The 17,784-nt window shown below is 72.8% G+C and carries 15 protein-coding genes and 1 pseudogene; 8 read left to right on the forward strand and 8 right to left on the reverse strand.

The genetic code is table 11. The annotated features are described in order from the left end of the window. Positions 1 to 100 precede the first annotated feature (100 nt). Positions 101 to 1,501 carry a GntT/GntP/DsdX family permease gene (locus Athai_RS14020; protein WP_239156921.1) on the reverse strand — a complete coding sequence of 467 codons (1,401 nt, stop codon included), beginning with the start codon at positions 1,499 to 1,501 and terminating at the stop codon, positions 101 to 103. Positions 1,502 to 1,616: 115 nt separating this feature from the next. Then, the gene (locus Athai_RS14025) at positions 1,617 to 2,795 is read right to left on the reverse strand and encodes a hypothetical protein (RefSeq protein ID WP_203961892.1); all 1,179 of its coding nucleotides are present in this window, start codon (positions 2,793 to 2,795) and stop codon (positions 1,617 to 1,619) included. A 75-nt stretch (positions 2,796 to 2,870) separates the two neighbouring features. Here Athai_RS14025 and Athai_RS14030 point away from each other — a divergent pair, with 75 nt between their 5' ends. Next, positions 2,871 to 3,839 carry a helix-turn-helix transcriptional regulator gene (locus Athai_RS14030; RefSeq protein WP_203961893.1) on the forward strand — a complete coding sequence of 323 codons (969 nt, stop codon included), beginning with the start codon at positions 2,871 to 2,873 and terminating at the stop codon, positions 3,837 to 3,839. Here Athai_RS14030 and Athai_RS14035 read toward each other — a convergent pair. Next, positions 3,829 to 4,386, reverse strand: coding sequence for a TetR/AcrR family transcriptional regulator (locus tag Athai_RS14035; RefSeq protein ID WP_203961894.1), 558 nt, complete (start codon positions 4,384 to 4,386; stop codon positions 3,829 to 3,831). The two genes, Athai_RS14030 and Athai_RS14035, sit on opposite strands and share 11 nt — an antisense overlap. A 56-nt stretch (positions 4,387 to 4,442) precedes the next feature. Here Athai_RS14035 and Athai_RS35270 point away from each other — a divergent pair. Together Athai_RS35270 and Athai_RS35275 are read left to right on the forward strand one after the other, a co-directional pair. Next, positions 4,443 to 5,057: pseudogene (locus Athai_RS35270) on the forward strand (DsbA family oxidoreductase); the annotation flags it as partial. Positions 5,058 to 5,185: 128 nt separating this feature from the next. After that, positions 5,186 to 5,440, forward strand: coding sequence for a hypothetical protein (locus tag Athai_RS35275; RefSeq protein WP_420829831.1), 255 nt, complete (start codon positions 5,186 to 5,188; stop codon positions 5,438 to 5,440). A 139-nt stretch (positions 5,441 to 5,579) separates the two neighbouring features. Here Athai_RS35275 and Athai_RS14045 read toward each other — a convergent pair whose 3' ends face one another. The 4 genes from Athai_RS14045 to Athai_RS14060 form a co-directional block, all read right to left on the reverse strand. Further along, a complete protein-coding gene (locus Athai_RS14045; protein WP_203961896.1) occupies positions 5,580 to 6,368 on the reverse strand; it encodes a class I SAM-dependent methyltransferase in 789 nt (262 codons plus the stop codon). A gap of 124 nt (positions 6,369 to 6,492) precedes the next feature. Next, entirely contained in the window at positions 6,493 to 8,004 is a 1,512-nt protein-coding gene (locus Athai_RS14050; RefSeq protein ID WP_239157405.1) for an FAD-dependent monooxygenase, read from the reverse strand. 335 nt (positions 8,005 to 8,339) lie between these two features. Then, positions 8,340 to 8,699: a cupin domain-containing protein gene (locus tag Athai_RS14055; RefSeq protein WP_203961898.1), complete on the reverse strand. Its 360-nt coding sequence runs from the start codon at positions 8,697 to 8,699 to the stop codon at positions 8,340 to 8,342. A 26-nt stretch (positions 8,700 to 8,725) separates the two neighbouring features. Further along, positions 8,726 to 9,295: a TetR/AcrR family transcriptional regulator gene (locus tag Athai_RS14060; RefSeq protein WP_203961899.1), complete on the reverse strand. Its 570-nt coding sequence runs from the start codon at positions 9,293 to 9,295 to the stop codon at positions 8,726 to 8,728. Positions 9,296 to 9,898: 603 nt separating this feature from the next. On the opposite strand from Athai_RS14060, the gene Athai_RS14065 reads away from it, so the two are divergent. The 3 genes from Athai_RS14065 to Athai_RS14075 are packed head-to-tail and all read left to right on the forward strand — an operon-like array spanning position 9,899 to position 15,012. After that, complete coding sequence (locus Athai_RS14065) at positions 9,899 to 10,861, forward strand: ABC transporter ATP-binding protein (RefSeq protein WP_203961900.1); 963 nt, start codon at positions 9,899 to 9,901, stop codon at positions 10,859 to 10,861. After that, complete coding sequence (locus Athai_RS14070) at positions 10,861 to 12,216, forward strand: ABC transporter permease (RefSeq protein WP_203961901.1); 1,356 nt, start codon at positions 10,861 to 10,863, stop codon at positions 12,214 to 12,216. The genes Athai_RS14065 and Athai_RS14070 overlap by 1 nt, the downstream gene beginning before the upstream one ends. A gap of 3 nt (positions 12,217 to 12,219) precedes the next feature. Next, the gene (locus Athai_RS14075) at positions 12,220 to 15,012 is read left to right on the forward strand and encodes a bifunctional YncE family protein/alkaline phosphatase family protein (protein ID WP_203961902.1); all 2,793 of its coding nucleotides are present in this window, start codon (positions 12,220 to 12,222) and stop codon (positions 15,010 to 15,012) included. Between the two features lie 257 nt (positions 15,013 to 15,269). On the opposite strand, the gene Athai_RS14080 is transcribed toward Athai_RS14075, so the two are convergent. Continuing rightward, positions 15,270 to 16,475 carry an erythromycin esterase family protein gene (locus Athai_RS14080; protein ID WP_203961903.1) on the reverse strand — a complete coding sequence of 402 codons (1,206 nt, stop codon included), beginning with the start codon at positions 16,473 to 16,475 and terminating at the stop codon, positions 15,270 to 15,272. A gap of 112 nt (positions 16,476 to 16,587) precedes the next feature. Here Athai_RS14080 and Athai_RS14085 point away from each other — a divergent pair, with 112 nt between their 5' ends. Beyond that, positions 16,588 to 17,349: a TioE family transcriptional regulator gene (locus Athai_RS14085; protein WP_203961904.1), complete on the forward strand. Its 762-nt coding sequence runs from the start codon at positions 16,588 to 16,590 to the stop codon at positions 17,347 to 17,349. Then, positions 17,346 to 17,780 carry a hypothetical protein gene (locus tag Athai_RS14090; RefSeq protein ID WP_203961905.1) on the forward strand — a complete coding sequence of 145 codons (435 nt, stop codon included), beginning with the start codon at positions 17,346 to 17,348 and terminating at the stop codon, positions 17,778 to 17,780. The genes Athai_RS14085 and Athai_RS14090 overlap by 4 nt, the downstream gene beginning before the upstream one ends. Positions 17,781 to 17,784: the final 4 nt, after the last annotated feature.

A 17,784-nucleotide genomic window follows, 5' to 3' on the forward strand; every position in this document is an offset into this window, starting at 1 on the left:
ACCTCCTGATCGTGATCTGTTTCGCGGGTCGTGCTGATTGATACCAGCACCCTGCGACATCGTGACGATCAGTCCGGTCCGTACCGGTCGGCGCCCGGCGTCACAGGATCAGGCTGGCCACCATGATCAGGCCCAGCCCGACCACCGAGATGATCGTCTCCATCACCGACCAGCTCTTGAACGTGTCCCCGACGCTCATCCCGAAGAACTCCTTGACCAGCCAGAACCCGGCGTCGTTGACGTGCGAAAAGAACAGCGACCCGGCGCCGATCGCGAGCGCCACCAGCGGCTTGTTGACGGTGATGTCCGGGGAGGCGACGAGCGGCGCCATGATGCCCGCGGCGGTGACGGTGGCCACCGTGGCCGAACCGGTGGCCAGCCGGATCAGCACCGCGACACCCCACGCCAGCAGCAGCGGAGACAGGTGGCTGGTCTCGGCGGCCTTCTTGATCGCGTCGGCGATACCGGAGTCGATCAGGATCTGTTTGAACCCGCCGCCGGCGCCGATGATCATCAGGATGCCGGCGGCCGGCAGCAGCGCGTCCCCGACGTACTCGGTGATCTTCTTGCCGCCGAAGCCGCGGAACACGCCGAAGGTGAACATCGCGACGAGCAGCGCGATCAGCAACGCCACGATCGGCTCACCGATGAAGTCGGCCCACTGCAGCAGCCCGGAGCCCTTCGGCAGGGTGATCTCCGCCAGGGTGCGCAGCAGCATCAGCGCGACCGGCAGCAGGATCGTGAACAGGGTGACGGCGAAGCTCGGCGGGTTGTCGACCCGGCGGGTCTGCGCGACCTGCTCCAGCAGCTTCTGCGTCGGGTGCGGGTGCGCGAAGCGGGCCGCGACCCGGGCGAACAGTGGCCCGGCGATGATCACTGTCGGGATCGCGATGATCAGCCCGATCAGCAGCGTCTGCCCCAGGTCGGCGTGGATCGCGCTGATCGCCACGAGCGGCCCGGGGTGCGGCGGTACCAGGCCGTGCAGCACCGACAGGCCGGCCAGCGCCGGGATGCCGACCATGATGTACACGTTGCTGCGCCGGACCGCGGCCTCCTGGGCGGTGCCCTCGGCCTGCTGCTGCACTTCCCGGGCCATGGTCAGGATCAGCGGCAGCAGCAGCACCAGGCCGATCTCGAAGAACATCGGGATGCCGATGATGCCGGCCACCAGCGCCATGATCCAGGGCACCGTACGAGGTTTCGCGTGCCGCAGCAGGGTGTCGGCGATCTGTTGGGCGCCGCCGGACTCCGACAGCAGCTTGCCGAGCATCGTGCCCAGTGCGATCACCACACCGACGCTGCCCAGCACCGAACCGACGCCCGCCTCGAACGAGAGCGCGACCTTGTTCGGGGCCTGACCGGCGACCAGGCCCATGAACAGCGACCCGATCATCAGCGCCAGGAACGCGTGCATCTTGATCCTGGTGGTGATCAACAGGATCACCAGCGTGATCGAGATCAGCGCGTACACCATCAGCAGCGTGTCGTGCGTGGTCCACATCCGTGACCACCCCATCCGAGTCGACGAGACAACCGAATCGACGAGCATGGTGCGGCGGCCGTGGACCGGCCGCCTTGGTGATCTTTCTACACCCTTCGGAAGGGTTGATGGGTTTTCAGTGCGGGTTGGACCGATCTGAGGTGCCGTCCGCCGGCGGCGCGGAAAACCGCGCGAGGATCGTGGTGAGGTTGCTGACCTGCTCGGTGAGCTGGACCGACTGGGCCCGCAGCCCCGCCAGTTCGGCGCGGGCTGCGGCGAGTTCGTCGGCGATCTCGGCGCGCCGCGACTCCGCGGCCGCGGCGGCGGCCTCGGCGGCCCGGGCACGCTCGTCGGCCGCGTGCCGGGCGGCGGTGGCGTCGGCGGCGGCCCGGCGCGCCTGGTCCGCCTCGCTCCGGGAGTCCGTTGCCGCGGCGATCGCCTCCTGTGCCCGCTGCGCCTGCTGTTGGGCGGTGCGGTCGGCGTCGGCGGCCGCGGTCCGGGCGGCGGCATGGGCGTCGCGTTCGGCGCGCAGCCGGTCGGCCAGTTCGTCGCGGGCGGCTTCGGCGGCCTCGGCCCGGTCTCGCTGTTGCTGCTCGACCCGCTGTACCGCGGCGAGCTGCTCGGCGAGCCGGTCGCGTTCGGTGGCGGCGCTTCGTGCCTCGGCGCGGGCCGCGTCGCGCTGCTGCACCGTGTCGGCGTGCAGCGCCTTCGCGGTCGTCGCCGCGGAGCGGGCGCTGTCTCGTTCGCCCAGCGCGGTACCCAGCTCGGCGTGCGCGGCGCTCGCCTCGGCGCGGGCCGCGTCGGCGTCGGCGCGGGCGGAGCCGGCTTCGGTGGCGGCGGCCTCGGCGTGTTCGGCGGCTTGGGCGGCCCGGGTTTCGGCGTCCCGCTGTGCCTGACGTGCGGTCTGCGCCTCGGTACGCGCCTCGTCGCGCTCGGCGTGCGCCGCGGCCAGCTGCGCCGAGGTTTCCGCCCGTATCTGCGCGACCTGGCGTTCCACGCCGGCGGGGGACAGCTCGGCGTGCAGCGACTCGGCGAGGGTGTCGGTGAGCTGTTCGAGCCGGTCGACCAGTTCCCAGGAGCGGGCGATCTGGCCGGTGAGGCCGGGTGCGTTGCGTTCCCGGATCCGCGAGTTGCGGGCCGCCCGCTGGCAGGCGCCGTCGTTGTCCCGGCAGTACCGGAACGGGCGGCCGGCGCCGATGCGCTGCGGCACCGGCTTGCCGCAGTACGCGCAGGGCCGGCTCGGCGTGTCGGGGCTGTCCCGGTCGGCGTCGGCCCGACGCTGGTCGGCGGTGGATTCGGTGGCGGGATCGGCCATGTCGGTCGAGTCTAGGTACCGCGGTCGGTCGCCCTGCGGTCGGATCCTGGCCGCAGCGGGTGCCACACTGCGGTCATGCTGCAAACCTCGGCGCGGCTGCTGCGCCTGCTGTCCCTGCTGGAGTCGCGTCGGGACTGGGGCGGCCCGGAGCTGGCCGAGCGGCTCGGTGTCAGCGTGCGTACGGTGCGCCGCGACGTGGACAAGCTGCGCGAGCTGGGCTACCCGGTGGCCGCGGCGACCGGCACCCTCGGCGGATACCGGCTGGGTGCCGGTGCGGCGCTGCCGCCGCTGTTGCTCGACGACGAGGAGGCGGTGGCGGTGGGGGTCGCGTTGCGTACCGCGGCCGGCGGCGCCGTCACCGGGATCGAGGAGACCGCGCTGTCGGCGATGACCAAACTGGAGCAGGTGCTGCCACCTCGGCTGCGGCACCGGGTCCGGGCGCTGAACGTCTCGGTGCTGCGGGTGCCGACCGCGGCCGGGCCGACGGTCGATCCGCAGGTGCTGACCACCCTGGCCGCGGTGTGCCGGGACACCGAGCGGATCCGGTTCGACTACCGCAGCCACGAGGGCGACGACACGGTTCGCAGCGTGGAGCCCTACCGGCTGGTCGCCTGGGGTCGACGCTGGTATCTGGTGGCCTACGACCTGGACCGGGACGACTGGCGGACGTTCCGGGTGGATCGGATCACGCCGCGGATCCCGACCGGGCCGCGGTTCACGCCGCGGCCGCTGCCCGCCGACGACCTCGCCGACTACGTGGCGCGGCGGGTGTCCACCGCGCCGTGGCGCCACCCGGCGACGGTGCGGGTCCTGATCGGCGCCGAGCAGCTCGCCGCGCGGATACCGGGGCCGGCGGGGCAGATCGAACCGGTCGACGAACACAGCTGCCTGCTGCGTACCGGCGCCGACAGCCTCGACGCGCTCGCCGCCTACCTCGGCCTGTTCGGCGCCGACTTCGAGGTACTGGACCCGCCGGAACTGGTGCGCGCGGTGGCGGCGCTGGCCGACCGGTACGCCCGGGCGGCCGGGCCGGTCAGGTCGTGATCAGTGCCCAGCAGGCGGTGGCGAGTCGGGTCGGCGGCATCGGCGAGGTCGCGGCCGACGCCTCGGCGATCACCCCGACCAGCGCGCCGGCCAGCCAGGCGGCGTGCACCGTGGCCGGCACCTGGGGGCCGACGGGTGGCCGCTGGCCGGCCGCGAACCGGTCGGCCAGCGCCGCGGTGAGCCGGTCGCGCAGCGCCGCGGTGAACCGGGCGGACCCGTCGGCGGACAGCAGCCGGGCGTAGTGCCCGCGCCGGGCGGCGATGTGCTCGAACAGTCGCACCAGTGGTTCGGGCGGCACCGTGCCGGTGGCGCGCAGCGGGCACAGCGCGGCCTGGTCGACCACCGCGGTGACCGCGTCGCCCATCGCGTCGGCGAGCAGCGCGTCCCGGTCGGGGTAGTGCTGGTAGACGGTGGCCCGGTTGACGCCGGCGGCGGCGGCGATCGCGGCGACGGTGACCGTGGCGGGTGGCTGCTCGGCGGCGAGCGTCAGGGCCGCGTCGCGCAGCGCGGCCCGGGTGCGGCGGGCCCGTGGGTCGTCGGGGTTCACCCCGCCACTATACGACACCTGTTGGCTAAACGACAGTTGTCGGCTACCGTGGTGGGATGCGCATCGAGATCTGGGCCGACCTGGTCTGCGGCTGGGCGTACGTGGCGAAGCGGCGCATCGAACGCGCCCTTGCCGACTGGCCCGGCCCGCCCCCCGAGTTGCACTGGCGCCCGTACCGGATCGACCCGACCGCGCCGTCGCGGCCGGTGCGGCTGGCGGAGGCGCTGCAGGACCCGCAGGTCGACGCCGCGCTCAGCAGCTGCGGTGCGGGCGGCGACGAGGTGCCGGCCGCCGCCCGGATGCGCGCCGCGGCCGCCGCCGCCGACGAGGGCATCGGGCCACGGTTCGGTGCCGCCTGGCGCGTCGACCCCACCGGCGCGCACCGGTTGGCCGCCCTCGCCTACCGGCAGGGTGGCGCCGCGCTGCAGGATCGGGTCGTCGAATCGCTGCTGCACGCGCACTTCGTCGCCGGCGAGCCGATCAGCGACCCGGCGGTGCTGGCGCGCATCGCCGCCGATGCCGGGCTGCCCGCCGACGTGCTCGCCGGTGACGACGGCACCGACGAGGTGGCCGACGCGTTGCTGGTCGGCAAGGCCCGCGGCATCGTCGCGTCGCCGACGATCGTGGTCGGCCGGTCCGCGCTGCGCGGAGCGCAGCCGCCGGAGGCGATCCTCGACCTGCTGCGCGGCGCCACCGACAGCGGCCCGAAGACGAGGACGGCCCCGTCGAGCGGTACCGGTGGGCCGAGTCGCTGCTCGCCGCCGGCGACGCGCTGGGTGCGTCGCGGCTGCTCGCGCCGGTGCTCGCCGAGCATCGCGAACCGGCCGTGCTGGAGCTCGCCGGCCGGGCGTACTTCGCCTCCGCGCAGCTGGGCCGGGCCGAGACCGTGCTGCGCGAGCTGGTCGCCGCGCGCCCGGACGATGCGTACGGGCGGCTGCTGCTCGGCCGCACCCTGCAGCGGCAGGGCCAGGCCGACGACGCCACGGGCGAGCTGCGGCTGGCCGCCGCGATGGACGCCGGCTACCGCGACGCCGCGAGCCGCTGGCTGCCCTGACCGGTTCGCCGGCGCGCCCGTTCGATCAGTTTCGGCATGCCGGCGCGATGCCCAGCGTCGCGCAGCCGCGCAGCCGCCGACCCGCAGCACCGGCGCGACCGTCGAGGACGGTGGCCCTCGACGGTCGCGCCGGTCGGGCTCAGCGTGAGCGCAGCCGACCCCACGACACGGTCGCATCGACGGCCAGCGCCAGCCGGCCGTCGACGACCCAGGGCAGCACCAGCCGGGTGACCGCGGCGTCGAACTCGGCCGCCTCGGCGGCCGACATGTGCACCCGGGCCAGGCTCGCCGTCGAGTGGAACTGTTCCACGTAGTCGGCGACCGGCTGGCGGAAGCACACCGGTGCGGTGCTCGCGGTCCCGACCGGCTCCACCAATCCGGCCGCGTCCAGCGCACCGACCAGCGAGAAATGCGGATCGTAGCGCGGGCTGCGGGAGTGCCGGCGGATCAGTGCGGTCAGCTCCGCCTGCCACGGCAGGCGCCGCGGCCCGTGCTCGACGATCGCCAGGTACGCGCCCGCGGTCAACGCCGGTGCGATCCGCTGGCACACCGGACGCCATCGCATCCAGTGCAGGCTTGCCCCGGCCGTGACCAGCGCGTACGGCCCGTCGAGGGGGCAGGTTTCGGCGGCGGCGACGAGCCAGCGCAGGGTGCTCGCGCCGCCGCCGGGGCGGCGGCGGCCCGCCGCCACCATCGCCGCCGACGGATCGACCGCATCGACCCGGTCCACCCGGCCGGCCAGCGGCCGGGCCAGCGCTCCCTCCCCAGCGCCGAGATCCAACACGACGCGGGGCCGGCCGCGGATCAGCCCGTCGAGGATCGTGAACACCTCGGCCGGATAGGGCGGCCGATGCCGGTAGGCCTCGGCCACGTCGGCCTCGGCGAACACCCCCGCGAGCCGGGAACGGTCCGGGTACTCGGTGGGCACCTCGCGCCTCCCTCCCGCGTGCGCCGGCGCGTCGCGTCGATGCTGACACCGCTCGCGCGGCGGCGCCACGATGGATGTCGCCACCAGCGTCCCCCAACGGTCGCCGCGAGCGCTCGGCCGCCCGTCAGGCCGGCCGTCCGAACCAGCGACGCAGCTGGTCGTCCAGGTCCCGCTGGTCGGCACCGATCCAGGCCACGTGGCCGTCGGGCCGCAGCAGCAGGCCCGGAACATCCAACGCCACGGTCGGATCGACGAGCCGATCGACCCGCTGCGACCAACGATCGGCGGTCAGGCCCGCGGTGCGATCCAGCAGCAGGCCACGACCGCGATGCAGAAGATCGTAGAGGTTGCCCTGGCGCAGGTCGAGGTCGCGCAGGCGACGGCCGAGCAGGTCCGGACCCGCACCGTGGTACCGGCCGTTCGGCTCGCAAGCCTCGCCACGGTGCCCGCCGTTCGGCTCGCAAGCCTCGCCACGGTGCCCGCCGTTCGGCTCGCAAGCCTCGCCACGGTGCCCGCCGTTCGGCTCGCAAGCCTCGCCGAAGTCGTAGCGGATGTCGATCGCGGTGACCTTCTCGACGAGGTGGCGGTTCACCTCGTCGAAGTCCAGCAGCTCGGCGAGCAGCCTGCGTACCGCCTGCGGGCCCGGCTCGGTGGCGTGCAGTTCCAGCTGGGCACGCGTGTTGTCCAGCACCTGCTCGGCGACCGGATGGCGTTCGGCGTGGTAGGTGTCCAGCAGCGTGTCCGGCGCCCAGCCGCGAACCTGCGCGGCCAGCTTCCAGCCGAGATTGACGGCGTCCTGGATGCCCAGGTTGACGCCCTGACCGCCGGTGGGCGGATGGACGTGCGCCGCGTCACCGGCCAGCAGCACCCGCCCGACCCGGTACCGTTCGGCCAGCCGGGTGGCGTCGCCGAAGCGGGACAGCCAGCGCGGGGAGTGCACACCGAAATCGGTCCCGGCGACGGCGTGCAGCCGTCGGCTGAAGTCCTCCAGCAGGGGTGGGGTCGCGCGGTCGGTGACCTCGGCGGCCGGGACCGCCACGCTGTGGAAGCCCCCGCCGACGGGCCGGACCATGAGCCGCCGATGGGTACCGCGCAGGTCGGCCAGCTTGGCGGCGATCTCCTCCTGCGGCACGCCCACCCGCATCTCACCCATCAGCGTCTCGGTGCGCGAGGGTTCGCCGGGGAAACCGACACCGAGCCGCGCGCGCACCGTACTGTGCGCGCCGTCGCAGCCGACCAGGTAGCGCGAGCGCAGCCGTTCGCCGCCGGCCAGCTCGACGGTGACACCCTCGCCGTCCTGTTCGACACCGACCACCGGGCACCCGCGCCGTACTCGCGCACCCGACTCGATCGCGTGCTCTTCGAGCAGGCGGACGAGGACCGGTTGCGAGATGCCCAGCAGGTAGGCGTGCGCGGAGTCCAGGTGCCGCGGTGCGGGCTTGTCGATGGCCGCGAACAACCCGGCGGCCGGGCGCTGCCGGGTGTGCTCGCGGAGCCGTTCCAGCAGTCCGCGCATCGCCATCAGCTCGATGCTGCGGACGTGCAGGCTGACGATGCGGACAGGCGATCCGGGGTCGGTGTCCTTGTCCAGGACGAGCACCCGCACGTCGTGCAGGCGTAGCTCGGCGGCCAGCATCGCGCCGGACGGCCCGCACCCGGCGATGATCACGTCGTACTGGAAGGGGCGCTGACCGGCCGGCGCCGGGTCAGGCCCGGGGCTGTCGTTCGACGTTCGCTCGGTGCCGCGCGGCGAAGAGTCCATGGCTGTTGCCTCTCGGAGTGCCTCGGGTGGTGGCGCTCCCGGCGACAGCTACCTCGATCGCCGACCGTGACGGGCGGGGTGGAGCACCCACGTCGGTGTTGCGTCCATGGGTCTCACCTCCTTGGCCGGCGTCACGATCCACCGCAAGCTACAACCTGGCAGGTCGGCGCGTCCAGTCCCGCCGGGCCAGGACCGTGCCCGGCGGTCGCTCAGCGCTCGGGGAACTCCAGCTCGGCCTGCTGCCCGGCGGCGAGCAGGAAGTACGCCAGGAACGTCACGCCGGAACCGAGCGCGTCGAACCGGGCGATGCGCACCCCGGCCGGTTCGTAGAAGGTGTCGCCGGCGGTCAGGACGGTCTCCGGTTCGCCGTCGATCTGGTACACCACCGAACCGGCCTCGACGCAGCCGAAGACCGGGCCGTTGTGTACGTGCAGGCCGCCGGCCGTGTCGGGCGCGATCACGATGCGCCGGGCCTCGACGCGCTGCACCGGCAACGGTGCCGGCAGCGACTGGTCGAGCAGCACCGTACGGGTGATCGGCGCGGGGGAGTGACGCTCGTCGTGGTCCATCTGGTCCTCTCGATGGTCGATGACCGTCACCGGGTCGGTGCCGGTCGGGTCAACAGCGCGAGTACGCCGGTGACGGCCTGGTCGAACGGGTCGTCCTCGCCTGCGGCGCGGGCCAGCACGTACCCGCCCTGCAACACCGCGACGATCATCGCGGCGGTGGCCCGCGGATCGAGGCCGGGATCGAGTTCGCCCTCGTCCCGGCCCGTCGCCAGCACCTCGGCAAGCCGGGTGTGCAGCCAGTCGAAGGTCTGCTCGACCGGCTCGCGCAGCACCGGGTCGGCCATCACGTCCGGGTCCTGGGTGAGCCGCCCGATCGGGCAGCCCCGTTGCACGTCGCGCTCCCGCCGCAGGTACCGGGTGATCCGCTGCGCCGCGGTTCCCGGCGCAGACAGCTGCGCGTCCGCCGTTGCGCGCAACTGCTCGGCGGTACGGCGGATCGCCGCGAGCGCCAGCTCCCGCTTGCCGGCGAAGTGGTGGTACATGCTGCCCTGGCCGGCGCCGGCGTGCTGCTGGATGGCCTTCGGGCTGGTACCGACGTAGCCGCGCTCCCACAACAGCGCGCGGGCGCTCTCGACCAGCCGTTCCTGGGTGCTCACTCCAGCACTGTACATACCAGTAGGTACAGTGTGCGGCCGGCTCGCGACCGATCCCGGCGACAGGTGGCGCCCGGCACCGCGCTCGCAGCCCGTCGGCGCCGCCCGCGGAGCGGTCAAGGCCCCGCACCGGAACACCCTTCCGATTACGTCGTTGACGAATCTCGCCGGGACTTCCGGTCACCTTCCTCGGGTAATTAATGGATTATCAATATTGATAAACCAATAATACGCGCATCGTGCTTGAGCGGGTGACACCACATAATTCCCGTTATGTTGCCTCGGTAGACGGGAGTCCCGAGCAGCCCCGGATAGCCGCAGCTCGGCGGCTTCCGCGCACGGAACGCCGGAGCCGAGGTCGCGCCGGGGCCGAGGTCGCGCCAGGGCGCGGCGAGGTGGCCGCCCGGGCTCGGGCTGGTACCAGGGCCGTTCGGCTGCCTGGCCCCGGTGGGGCGCCCGTCGGCAGCACCCAGCTGACGGGGCCGCCAGCGCGCATCCAGGCGCGGTGCCTCGCCGCGCGGCGTTTGCTCGACGTTCGGCTGTCCGCCTCGTGCCTGCAAACCGCGATCCCTAGGTTGCTGTGCGACAAGTGGAGAAGGGACCGATATGCGTAGCAGTCCCGCAGTCCGGGCCCGCGGGATCACGAAGTTCTTCGACGAGGTGATCGCGCTCGACGGTGTGGACCTGGACGTACCGGCAGGGCAGGTGCACGGACTGGTCGGGCCGAACGGCGCCGGCAAGACGACGCTTCTCGGCCTGCTGCTGGGCCTGGCGGCCCCCGACAGCGGCGCTCTGCAGATCCTGGGCGCCCCGGTGGGCCGCAGCCTGTCCGTACCCGACGGCGTCGCCGGTTTCGTCGACGGCCCAGGACTGTACCCGGGCCTCACGGCCAGGAGGAACCTCGCGGCGCTGGCCGCCCTGCGCGGCCTGGACCGCGCCGACGCCCACGTCGGCGAGGCGCTGGAGCAGGTCGGGCTCACCGATGTCGCCGACGACCGGGTACAGGGGTTCTCGCTGGGGATGCGCCAGCGGCTCGGTGTCGCCGCGGCGCTGCTGACCCGCCCGCGACTGCTGGTGCTCGACGAGCCGGCCAACGGCTTGGACCCGGCCGGCACCCGGCAAGTGCACCGCGTGATCACCGACGTGGCCGCCGAGGGTACCGCGGTGGTGTTGTCCAGCCATCGGATGGACGACCTCGCGGCGCTGTGCGCCCAGGTCTCGATCCTCGCTGCCGGCCGGGTCGTGTTCAGCGGGCCGGTGCGAAAGCTCGCCGCCGAGAGCGGCGAACTCGACTACCGGGTCGTGGTCTCCGATCCGGCGGCCGCCCCCACCGTCGTGTCCCAGATCCCCGATCTTCGCCTGCTGCCCGGCCGCGACTTCGGTGCGCGGTACGACTCCGAGGCACTGGTGGTTCGCGGGCCGGTTACCGCCTTGGACCAGCTGGTGGCGCGGCTGGTCCGGGCGGACGTGGCCGTCCGCGAGTTGGCGCCGGTGGTGGCGCCGCTGGAAGCCGCGTTCCTAGCGCTGACCGGCAGCACAGCCGAGCCCAGCGACGCGGGGAGCCGGTGATGGCCACGACCGCCGTGCCGGCGCGGGCCGCGGCGCGACCGGCGCCGCTGCTGCGTGGCTTCCGGTTCGAGCTGGTCAAGCTGCTGTCCCAGTGGCGGATCCGGCTGCTGGTGCTGGCCTGCTGGATCGTGCCGGCGGTGTTCGTCGCCGCGGTCGGCCAGCAGAGCGCACTGCCCTCGGACACGCTGTTCGGTCGTTCGATGCATGCCACCGGCTGGGCGGGTTCGCTGGTCGTGTTGGGGTTCTCCGGGACGTGGGCGCTGCCGCTGTTGACGGCGCTGGTGGCCGGCGACGTCTTCGCCGTCGAGGACCGACTGGGCACCTGGCGGCACCTGCTCGTGACGGTTCGTTCGCCACGGCGCATCTTCGCAGCCAAAAGCCTCGCCAGCCTCGTCGTGCTGCTGATGATGGTCGTCGGCCTGGCCGCGTCGGGTATCGCCGGGGGTCTGCTTGCGGCCGGTGACCGGCCGTTGCTGGGACTGGACGGCCATCAGCTGGGCCGGGCCGATGCCGCCACCACGGTACTGCTGGCATGGCTGTGCGTGCTGGCGCCGACGCTGGCGTTCGCCGCGGTCGGCCTGCTCGGCTCCATCGCGCTGGGCCGCTCCCCGATGGGGCTGCTGATGCCGGCGTTGCTGGCGCTGGCGCTGCAGCTGGTGCAGCTGCTGCCGCTGCCGGTCGCGGTGCGGTTCGCGCTGCCCAGCTACACGTTCCTGGCCTGGCGGGGGCTGTTCGTCCAGCCGGCGCCGGTCGCGCCGCTCGTGATCGGAATCGTGGCCAGCCTGGCGTGGGCGCTTGCCGCCGCGGCGCTGGCCTACCGCCTGTTCCTGCGTCGGGACTTCACCGACCTGGCCTACGACGGGTCGGGGCGGCGGGTGCTGCTGGCCGGGCTGTTGCCGCTGATGGCGCTGCTCGGGTTGAGCGTCGGCACGATCGCGGCCGGAACCGGGGCGACCGGTTCCGGGATCGACCGGGCCAAGCTGCAGGGCTCGCTGGCCACCACCTACGCGCACCTGTACGTGGTGCAGTTCCGGGAACTCGGTCGGCCGGCGGTCACCGAGGCGCAGATTCGAGCCACCGCATCCTGTGACAAGGGCGGCAGCCGGGTGGTCGACGAAGGGCCCGGCAACGACTGGAGATGCGTGGTGACCTGGCACCTGCCCGGCGTCAAGGCGGTGGGCACGGCCACCTACCAGCTCGACGTCACCGCCGACGGGCGCTACGTCGCCGACGGCGACGGGCCGAAGAGCGTGAACGGCTACTTCCCGGTGCCGACCCCGACCGGCGACGCACCCAACCCCCTCTGGCAGTTCGACGGCACCGTCGATCTTCTCCCCAGCCCCCCGAAGGGATGATTCATGCACGTCACACGCAGGCGGCGACCTGCCGGTAGAGCCCGCCTCGGGCTCGCCAGCCGACTCCCCGGTCGCCGCATCCGGATCCTCGCGGCCAGCGCCCTGGCCTTCTCCCTCGTCCTTGCCGGTGGCGGCGCGTACGCCTCCACCCGCGCGTTCGGAACCCACCGGGTCGGTGACACCACCGACCGCGGTGCGGTGCTGCCCAGCGACCAGACGCTCAAACCGATCGGGAAGCGCCTGCTCGTCGACGACGGCAAACTGTTGTCCTCGACGGTCAGCCCGAACGGACGCTACCTTGCGGCGCTGACCACCGACCGGTCGATCGCGCTGACCATCGTCGATCTCAAGACCTACACGATCATCCAGCAGGTGGGCACCTCGTCGGAGGCCGACCTGCACATCGGCAGCAACAACGTCGGGCAGGAGGGGCCGACCTACTCTCCCGACGGGTCGACGCTGTGGATGCCGCAGATCAACGGCTACGAGCGGTTCCCGGTGCAGGCCGACGGCACCCTCGCGGCACCGACGTTCGTCACGATCCCCAACGAGGGGTCCAAGCACCCGCTACCGGCACAGGCGGTGTTCTCCGCCGACGGCGGCACCGTCTACGCCGCGGTCAACGGCCAGAACCGCGTGGTGGCCATGGACCCGGCGACGGGGGCGATCGAACACACCTGGGCGGTGGGCAACGCCCCGCGCGACATGGTCCTGGTCGGGCACCAGCTGTACGTCAGCAACGAGGGCGGACGGCCGGCACGAGACGGCGACACCACACTCAACTCCTACGGCACGCAGGTGCCGGCCAACCCGGTCACCGGGGCGGCCACCACCGGAACACTCAGCCTCATCGACGTGTCGGACCCGACGGCCGGCGTCTCCTCGATCGAGGTCGGCCTGCACCCCACCGCCCTGTACGCCGCGCGCGGGGCGCTGTTCGTCACCGACACCGGCAGCGACGAAGTGTCGGTGGTCGACACCTCGATCGGCAAGGTGGTGCAGACCATCACCACCCAGCCGTGGCCGGCCGCGCAGGTCGGCTACGAACCGGACGGGGTCACCCTGACCTCCGACGGCCATCTGCTGGTGACGCTGGGCCGCGCGAACGCTCTCGCGGTCTACCGGTACACCGGCACGAAGCAGCCGGTCAGCTACCTCGGCCTGCTGCCGACCGACTACTTCCCGGAGAACGTGACGACGGTCGGCGGGCAGGTGCTGGTCACCAACCTGCGCGGCATCGGCGAGCGGGGGCCGCAGCGCACCATCGACAAGGGCCCCGGCACCCAGCCGGCGACCGGCCACAACACCCACGACTCGACCGGCAGCCTGCTGCGCTTCTCGCTGCCCGACGACGCCCGGATGTACCGCTACACCCGGCAGGTGTTCGCCCAGAACGGGTGGGACCGCAGTTCGGTGCGCACCAGCACCGGGCGGCAGGCCCGGCCGGTGCCGGTACCGGTGCGGCTGGGGGACCCCTCGACCATCAAGCACGTGTTCCTGATCGTCAAGGAGAACCGCTCCTACGATCAGGTGTTCGGCGACGACGCGCGCGGCAACGGTGATCCGGCGCTGGCGCAGTTCGGCGAGGACGTGACGCCCAACCAGCACGCCATGGCCCGCCAGTTCGGGCTCTACGACAACACCTACGACGTGGGCACCAACTCGGCCGAGGGGCACAACTGGCTGATGCAGGCCGACAACCCGGAGTACACCGAGTCCGGCGCCGGGGAGTACCAGCGCAGCTACGACACCGAGGACGACGCCCTCGGTCACCAGCGCTCGGGGTTCCTGTGGACGGGTGCCCAGGCGGCCGGCAACACGGTGCGCGACTTCGGCGAGTTCAACCAGTTCGAGTCCAACCCGTCCGGCGCGAGCTGGCAGCAGTTCTACTGCGACGCCAAGAACATGGACGCCACCGGCCAGGACACCGGTATCTCCACCTACACCTCGTCGCCGATCCCGTCGCTGAACGACGTGACGGTGCACTCCTACCCGAAGTTCGACACGGCGATCCCGGACCAGTACCGCTACGAGATCTGGAAGCGCAACTTCGACACCTACGGGCCGGCCAACCTGAACATGTTCTGGCTGTCCAGCGACCACACCGGCGGCCCGCCGAACCCGATCGCGCAGGTCGCCGACAACGACCTGGCCGTCGGGAAGATGGTCGACCACATCTCGCACAGCCGGTACTGGAAGGACTCGGCGATCTTCGTCCTGGAGGACGACACCCAGAACGGTGTCGACCACGTCGACGGGGCCCGCGGCCCGGTACAGGTCATCAGCCCGTGGGCGCAGCACGGCACGGTCGACAGCCACTACTACACGCAGATCACCGTGATCCGCACGATCGAGCAGATCCTCGGTATCCAGCCGATGAACCAGAAGGACAGCGCGGCCACGCCGATGCGTCGGGCCTTCACCCGGCACGCCGACTACACCCCGTTCCACGCGGTGCCCAACCGGATCCCGCTGACCTACGGGCTGTCCACCCAGCCGTCGTGCGGCGCGGACACGGTGGCGGCGAAGTACGCGTCGCTGGCGCCGGCGCAGGCGGCGAAGCCGTCGGTGGCCGCGGGCGAGCAGCGGGTGGCCGCGCAGTGGCGGGCGTGGCAGAAGCGGCAGCATCTGACCGGCCCGAAGGCGATCCCCGACTACGCCAACCCCGAGCAGATGGACCACTTCACCTGGTACGAAGCGCACGGCTACCGGGTGCCGTACCCGGGTGAGCACACGATCCTGAGCCCGGCCCAGGTGCCCGGCCGCTACCTGCCGTCACCCGACTTCGACGGCTGACCCTCGTCTCGGCGAACCGGGGGCCGGGAGTTCCGGCCCCCGGTTCGCCGACGACATCGGGGTGGTCGTCGCCGGCTGCCTCGCGCGGGAACACAGCCGGCCATGCCGCCCGGAACCGGATGATCGCTCCCCGCCGGCACCGGACGGCACGGCGCGCTGGGCTCGTTGCGCCCTGCGGCCGTACAGCTGCGGTACCCGACCCGGCGCGGGTGTGCCGGGGCTGCCGGGTGGGGGAACGGCGGCGCGCGGTGAGCCGGCTACCAGTACCGGTGCTGCCGGCCGTCGGTGTCGGCGATGAACACGACCGCGTCGGCGCCGGGCAGGTCGGCCGGGGTCAGCGGGATGTGACCGGGCACCATCGGGGCGCTGGTACCGGTCGAGCCGGGCAGCGCGGCACGCAACCGCGCGGCCGGGAACAGTGCCCGGCGGGTGGTCGCGTCGGCCAGCGCACGCTGCAGCGTTCCCGGCTCGCTGGCGGGGCCGGCGTCGGCGGCGACGAACAGGTACCGCTCGCCCAGCGTGCGGGCGACGAGCGCGCCGGCGCTCGCCCAGTGCGCCTCCTCGGCGCCGAACGACAGCCGGGACGTCGAGCGCTGCAGGTGGGTGTTGTGCGCGAAGACCAGGGTGGGGCCGCGCTGCTGCTCCTGCTCGACGATCGCGAGCAGGTTGTCGGCCATCATCGCGGCCCGCAGGCTCAGCAGCATCCCGATCCGGTCGGGCGCCGAGCGGGCCATCGCCGCGTGGTACCGCAACAGGCCCAGCGCGGTGCGGGCGTGCGCGACGGCCTCGTCGTACCCGGCGGGGTCCAGCTCGGGAGCCGCCCGCTGCAGCGCGCTGATCAGGTCGTCGGCGACGATGCGCAGCGCGCGGGCCCGCTCGGAGTCGCCGATCGACGCCGCCGGGTCGTACATCACCGCCTCGTTGGTCCACTGTTCGTCGGCGCCGAGCAGCGCGTCGAGCTCGCCTACCGATTCGGGGTGCAGCGCCGCCGGGAGCCGATCGCGGGCGACGGTCAGCCAGCGCCGCGGGCTCGGCGCGGCGGCGGTCTCGGTCGGCGCGTCGAAGCCGTGGAAGCGGATCCGGTCCTGCGGTGGCCGGCCGCTGTTGTGGGCGCGCAGCCACTCGACGAGTTCGCGGTTGCCGGGTACGGCGCCGAAACCGTGGCTGAACCCGGTCGCGAGCACCGTGTCGAGATCCCCGGCGCCCCCGTCGACGTAGTCGTCGACGATCGAGGCGGCGAACATGTCGATCTCCAGCGCGATCGACCGGTACCCGCGGTCCGCGAGATGTTCGAGCAGCTCGTTGCGCAGCAGCGGGAACGCCTCGATCCCGTGGGTGGGTTCGCCGAGCGCGAAGATGCCCGGCGGTGCGCTGCGCGCGGCGAGCAGTGCGTCGATGCCGAGGCCCAGGCTCGCCGGGTCGTCGAGTGGCCGGGCGAGGTCGTCCAGGGTGGTGGTGGCCATGAGTCTCCCCTCCAGATGGCTCGACCCTCGACGGTATCGTTGAAGATTCGAGTGAGACTTTCTCGAAGCTGAGCAGGGATTATCCGCATCAAGCCTCAAACGGGGGTGTGGGGTGCGACCGGTTGACCTGGCGCGCGAGCACGGGCTGTCCGCGCAGGCGGTCCGCAACTACGACGACGCCGGCGTCTTCCCGCCGACCGAGCGCACCGCGACCGGATACCGGCGATACTCGCCGCTGCACGCGCAGGCGCTGCGGGCGTTCCTCGCGATCCGCCGCGGGCACGGGCATCGGATCGCGGTCGAGATCATGCGTGCGGTCAACCGAGGCGACGCCAACTGCGCGTACCGGATGATCGACGCCGCGCACGCCGAACTCGCCGCCGAACGCGGCACCCGCGCCGAGGTGGCGACCGCGTTGACTGCCCTGTCCGACGGCGTACCGGTCTCGCTGCACGGCCGGCCGTTGACGGTCGGTGAGCTGGCCCGGCGCCTCGGTGTACATGCCGCGACCCTGCGCACCTGGGAGGCCGGTGGCATCCTGCAGCCCGACCGGGACCGATCCACCGGCTACCGCCGGTACGGGCCGGACGACGTGCGCGATGCCGAGGTGGCGCGGCAGCTACGCCGCGGCGGGTACCCGCTGCCCCAGGTCGCCCGCTTCCTCGCGTCGCTACGGGAGGCCGGTGGGGCGGCGCCGCTGCGCGCCTTCCTGGACTCCTGGCAGGAGCGCATCACCGCTCGCAGCCGCCACCTGCTCACCGGTGCGGCCCGACTCGACGCCTACCTGACCGACCTGGACCGACCAGCCCCAGCCGCAACCAGCGCACGGGACTACGGTGTGGCCGGCAAGCCGCGTCGAACGGGAGGGTCGTGAGTAGCGATCGGGCCGCGCCAGGGGTGTCCTGGGAGGAGCTGGTGGCGGATACTCCCGCCATGGTTCGGGCGGCGTTGCCGATGCTGCGGTGGCGGCTGGACCTGCTGTGGCAGCTGCGCCTGCCCGTGCAGCGCCTGGCCGTCGCGCAGTTCGACTGGCTGCTGGATCTGCCGCTGTGGCAGCGCGACGGTCGCCGCTTCCAGGTCACGCCGCGGCAGGTGCTCGCGGCGCCGGACCGGTTCGGCGACCACCTGCGCCGGGTGCTCGCCGCCGAGCTCGACTTCCCGATCCACGCCGTGGCGCACCATGACCGGCTGGTGGTCCTGGACGGCTACCACCGCCTGGCCAGGGCCACCTTCGAGGGCCGGCGGGAGATCGCCGCGATGGTGTTGTCGCGGGCCGACCTCGACGGGATCTGCCGGTCCGGCTGATCGG

Origin of the sequence: Actinocatenispora thailandica (assembly GCF_016865425.1) — a bacterium.
Taxonomy (GTDB): domain Bacteria; phylum Actinomycetota; class Actinomycetes; order Mycobacteriales; family Micromonosporaceae; genus Actinocatenispora; species Actinocatenispora thailandica.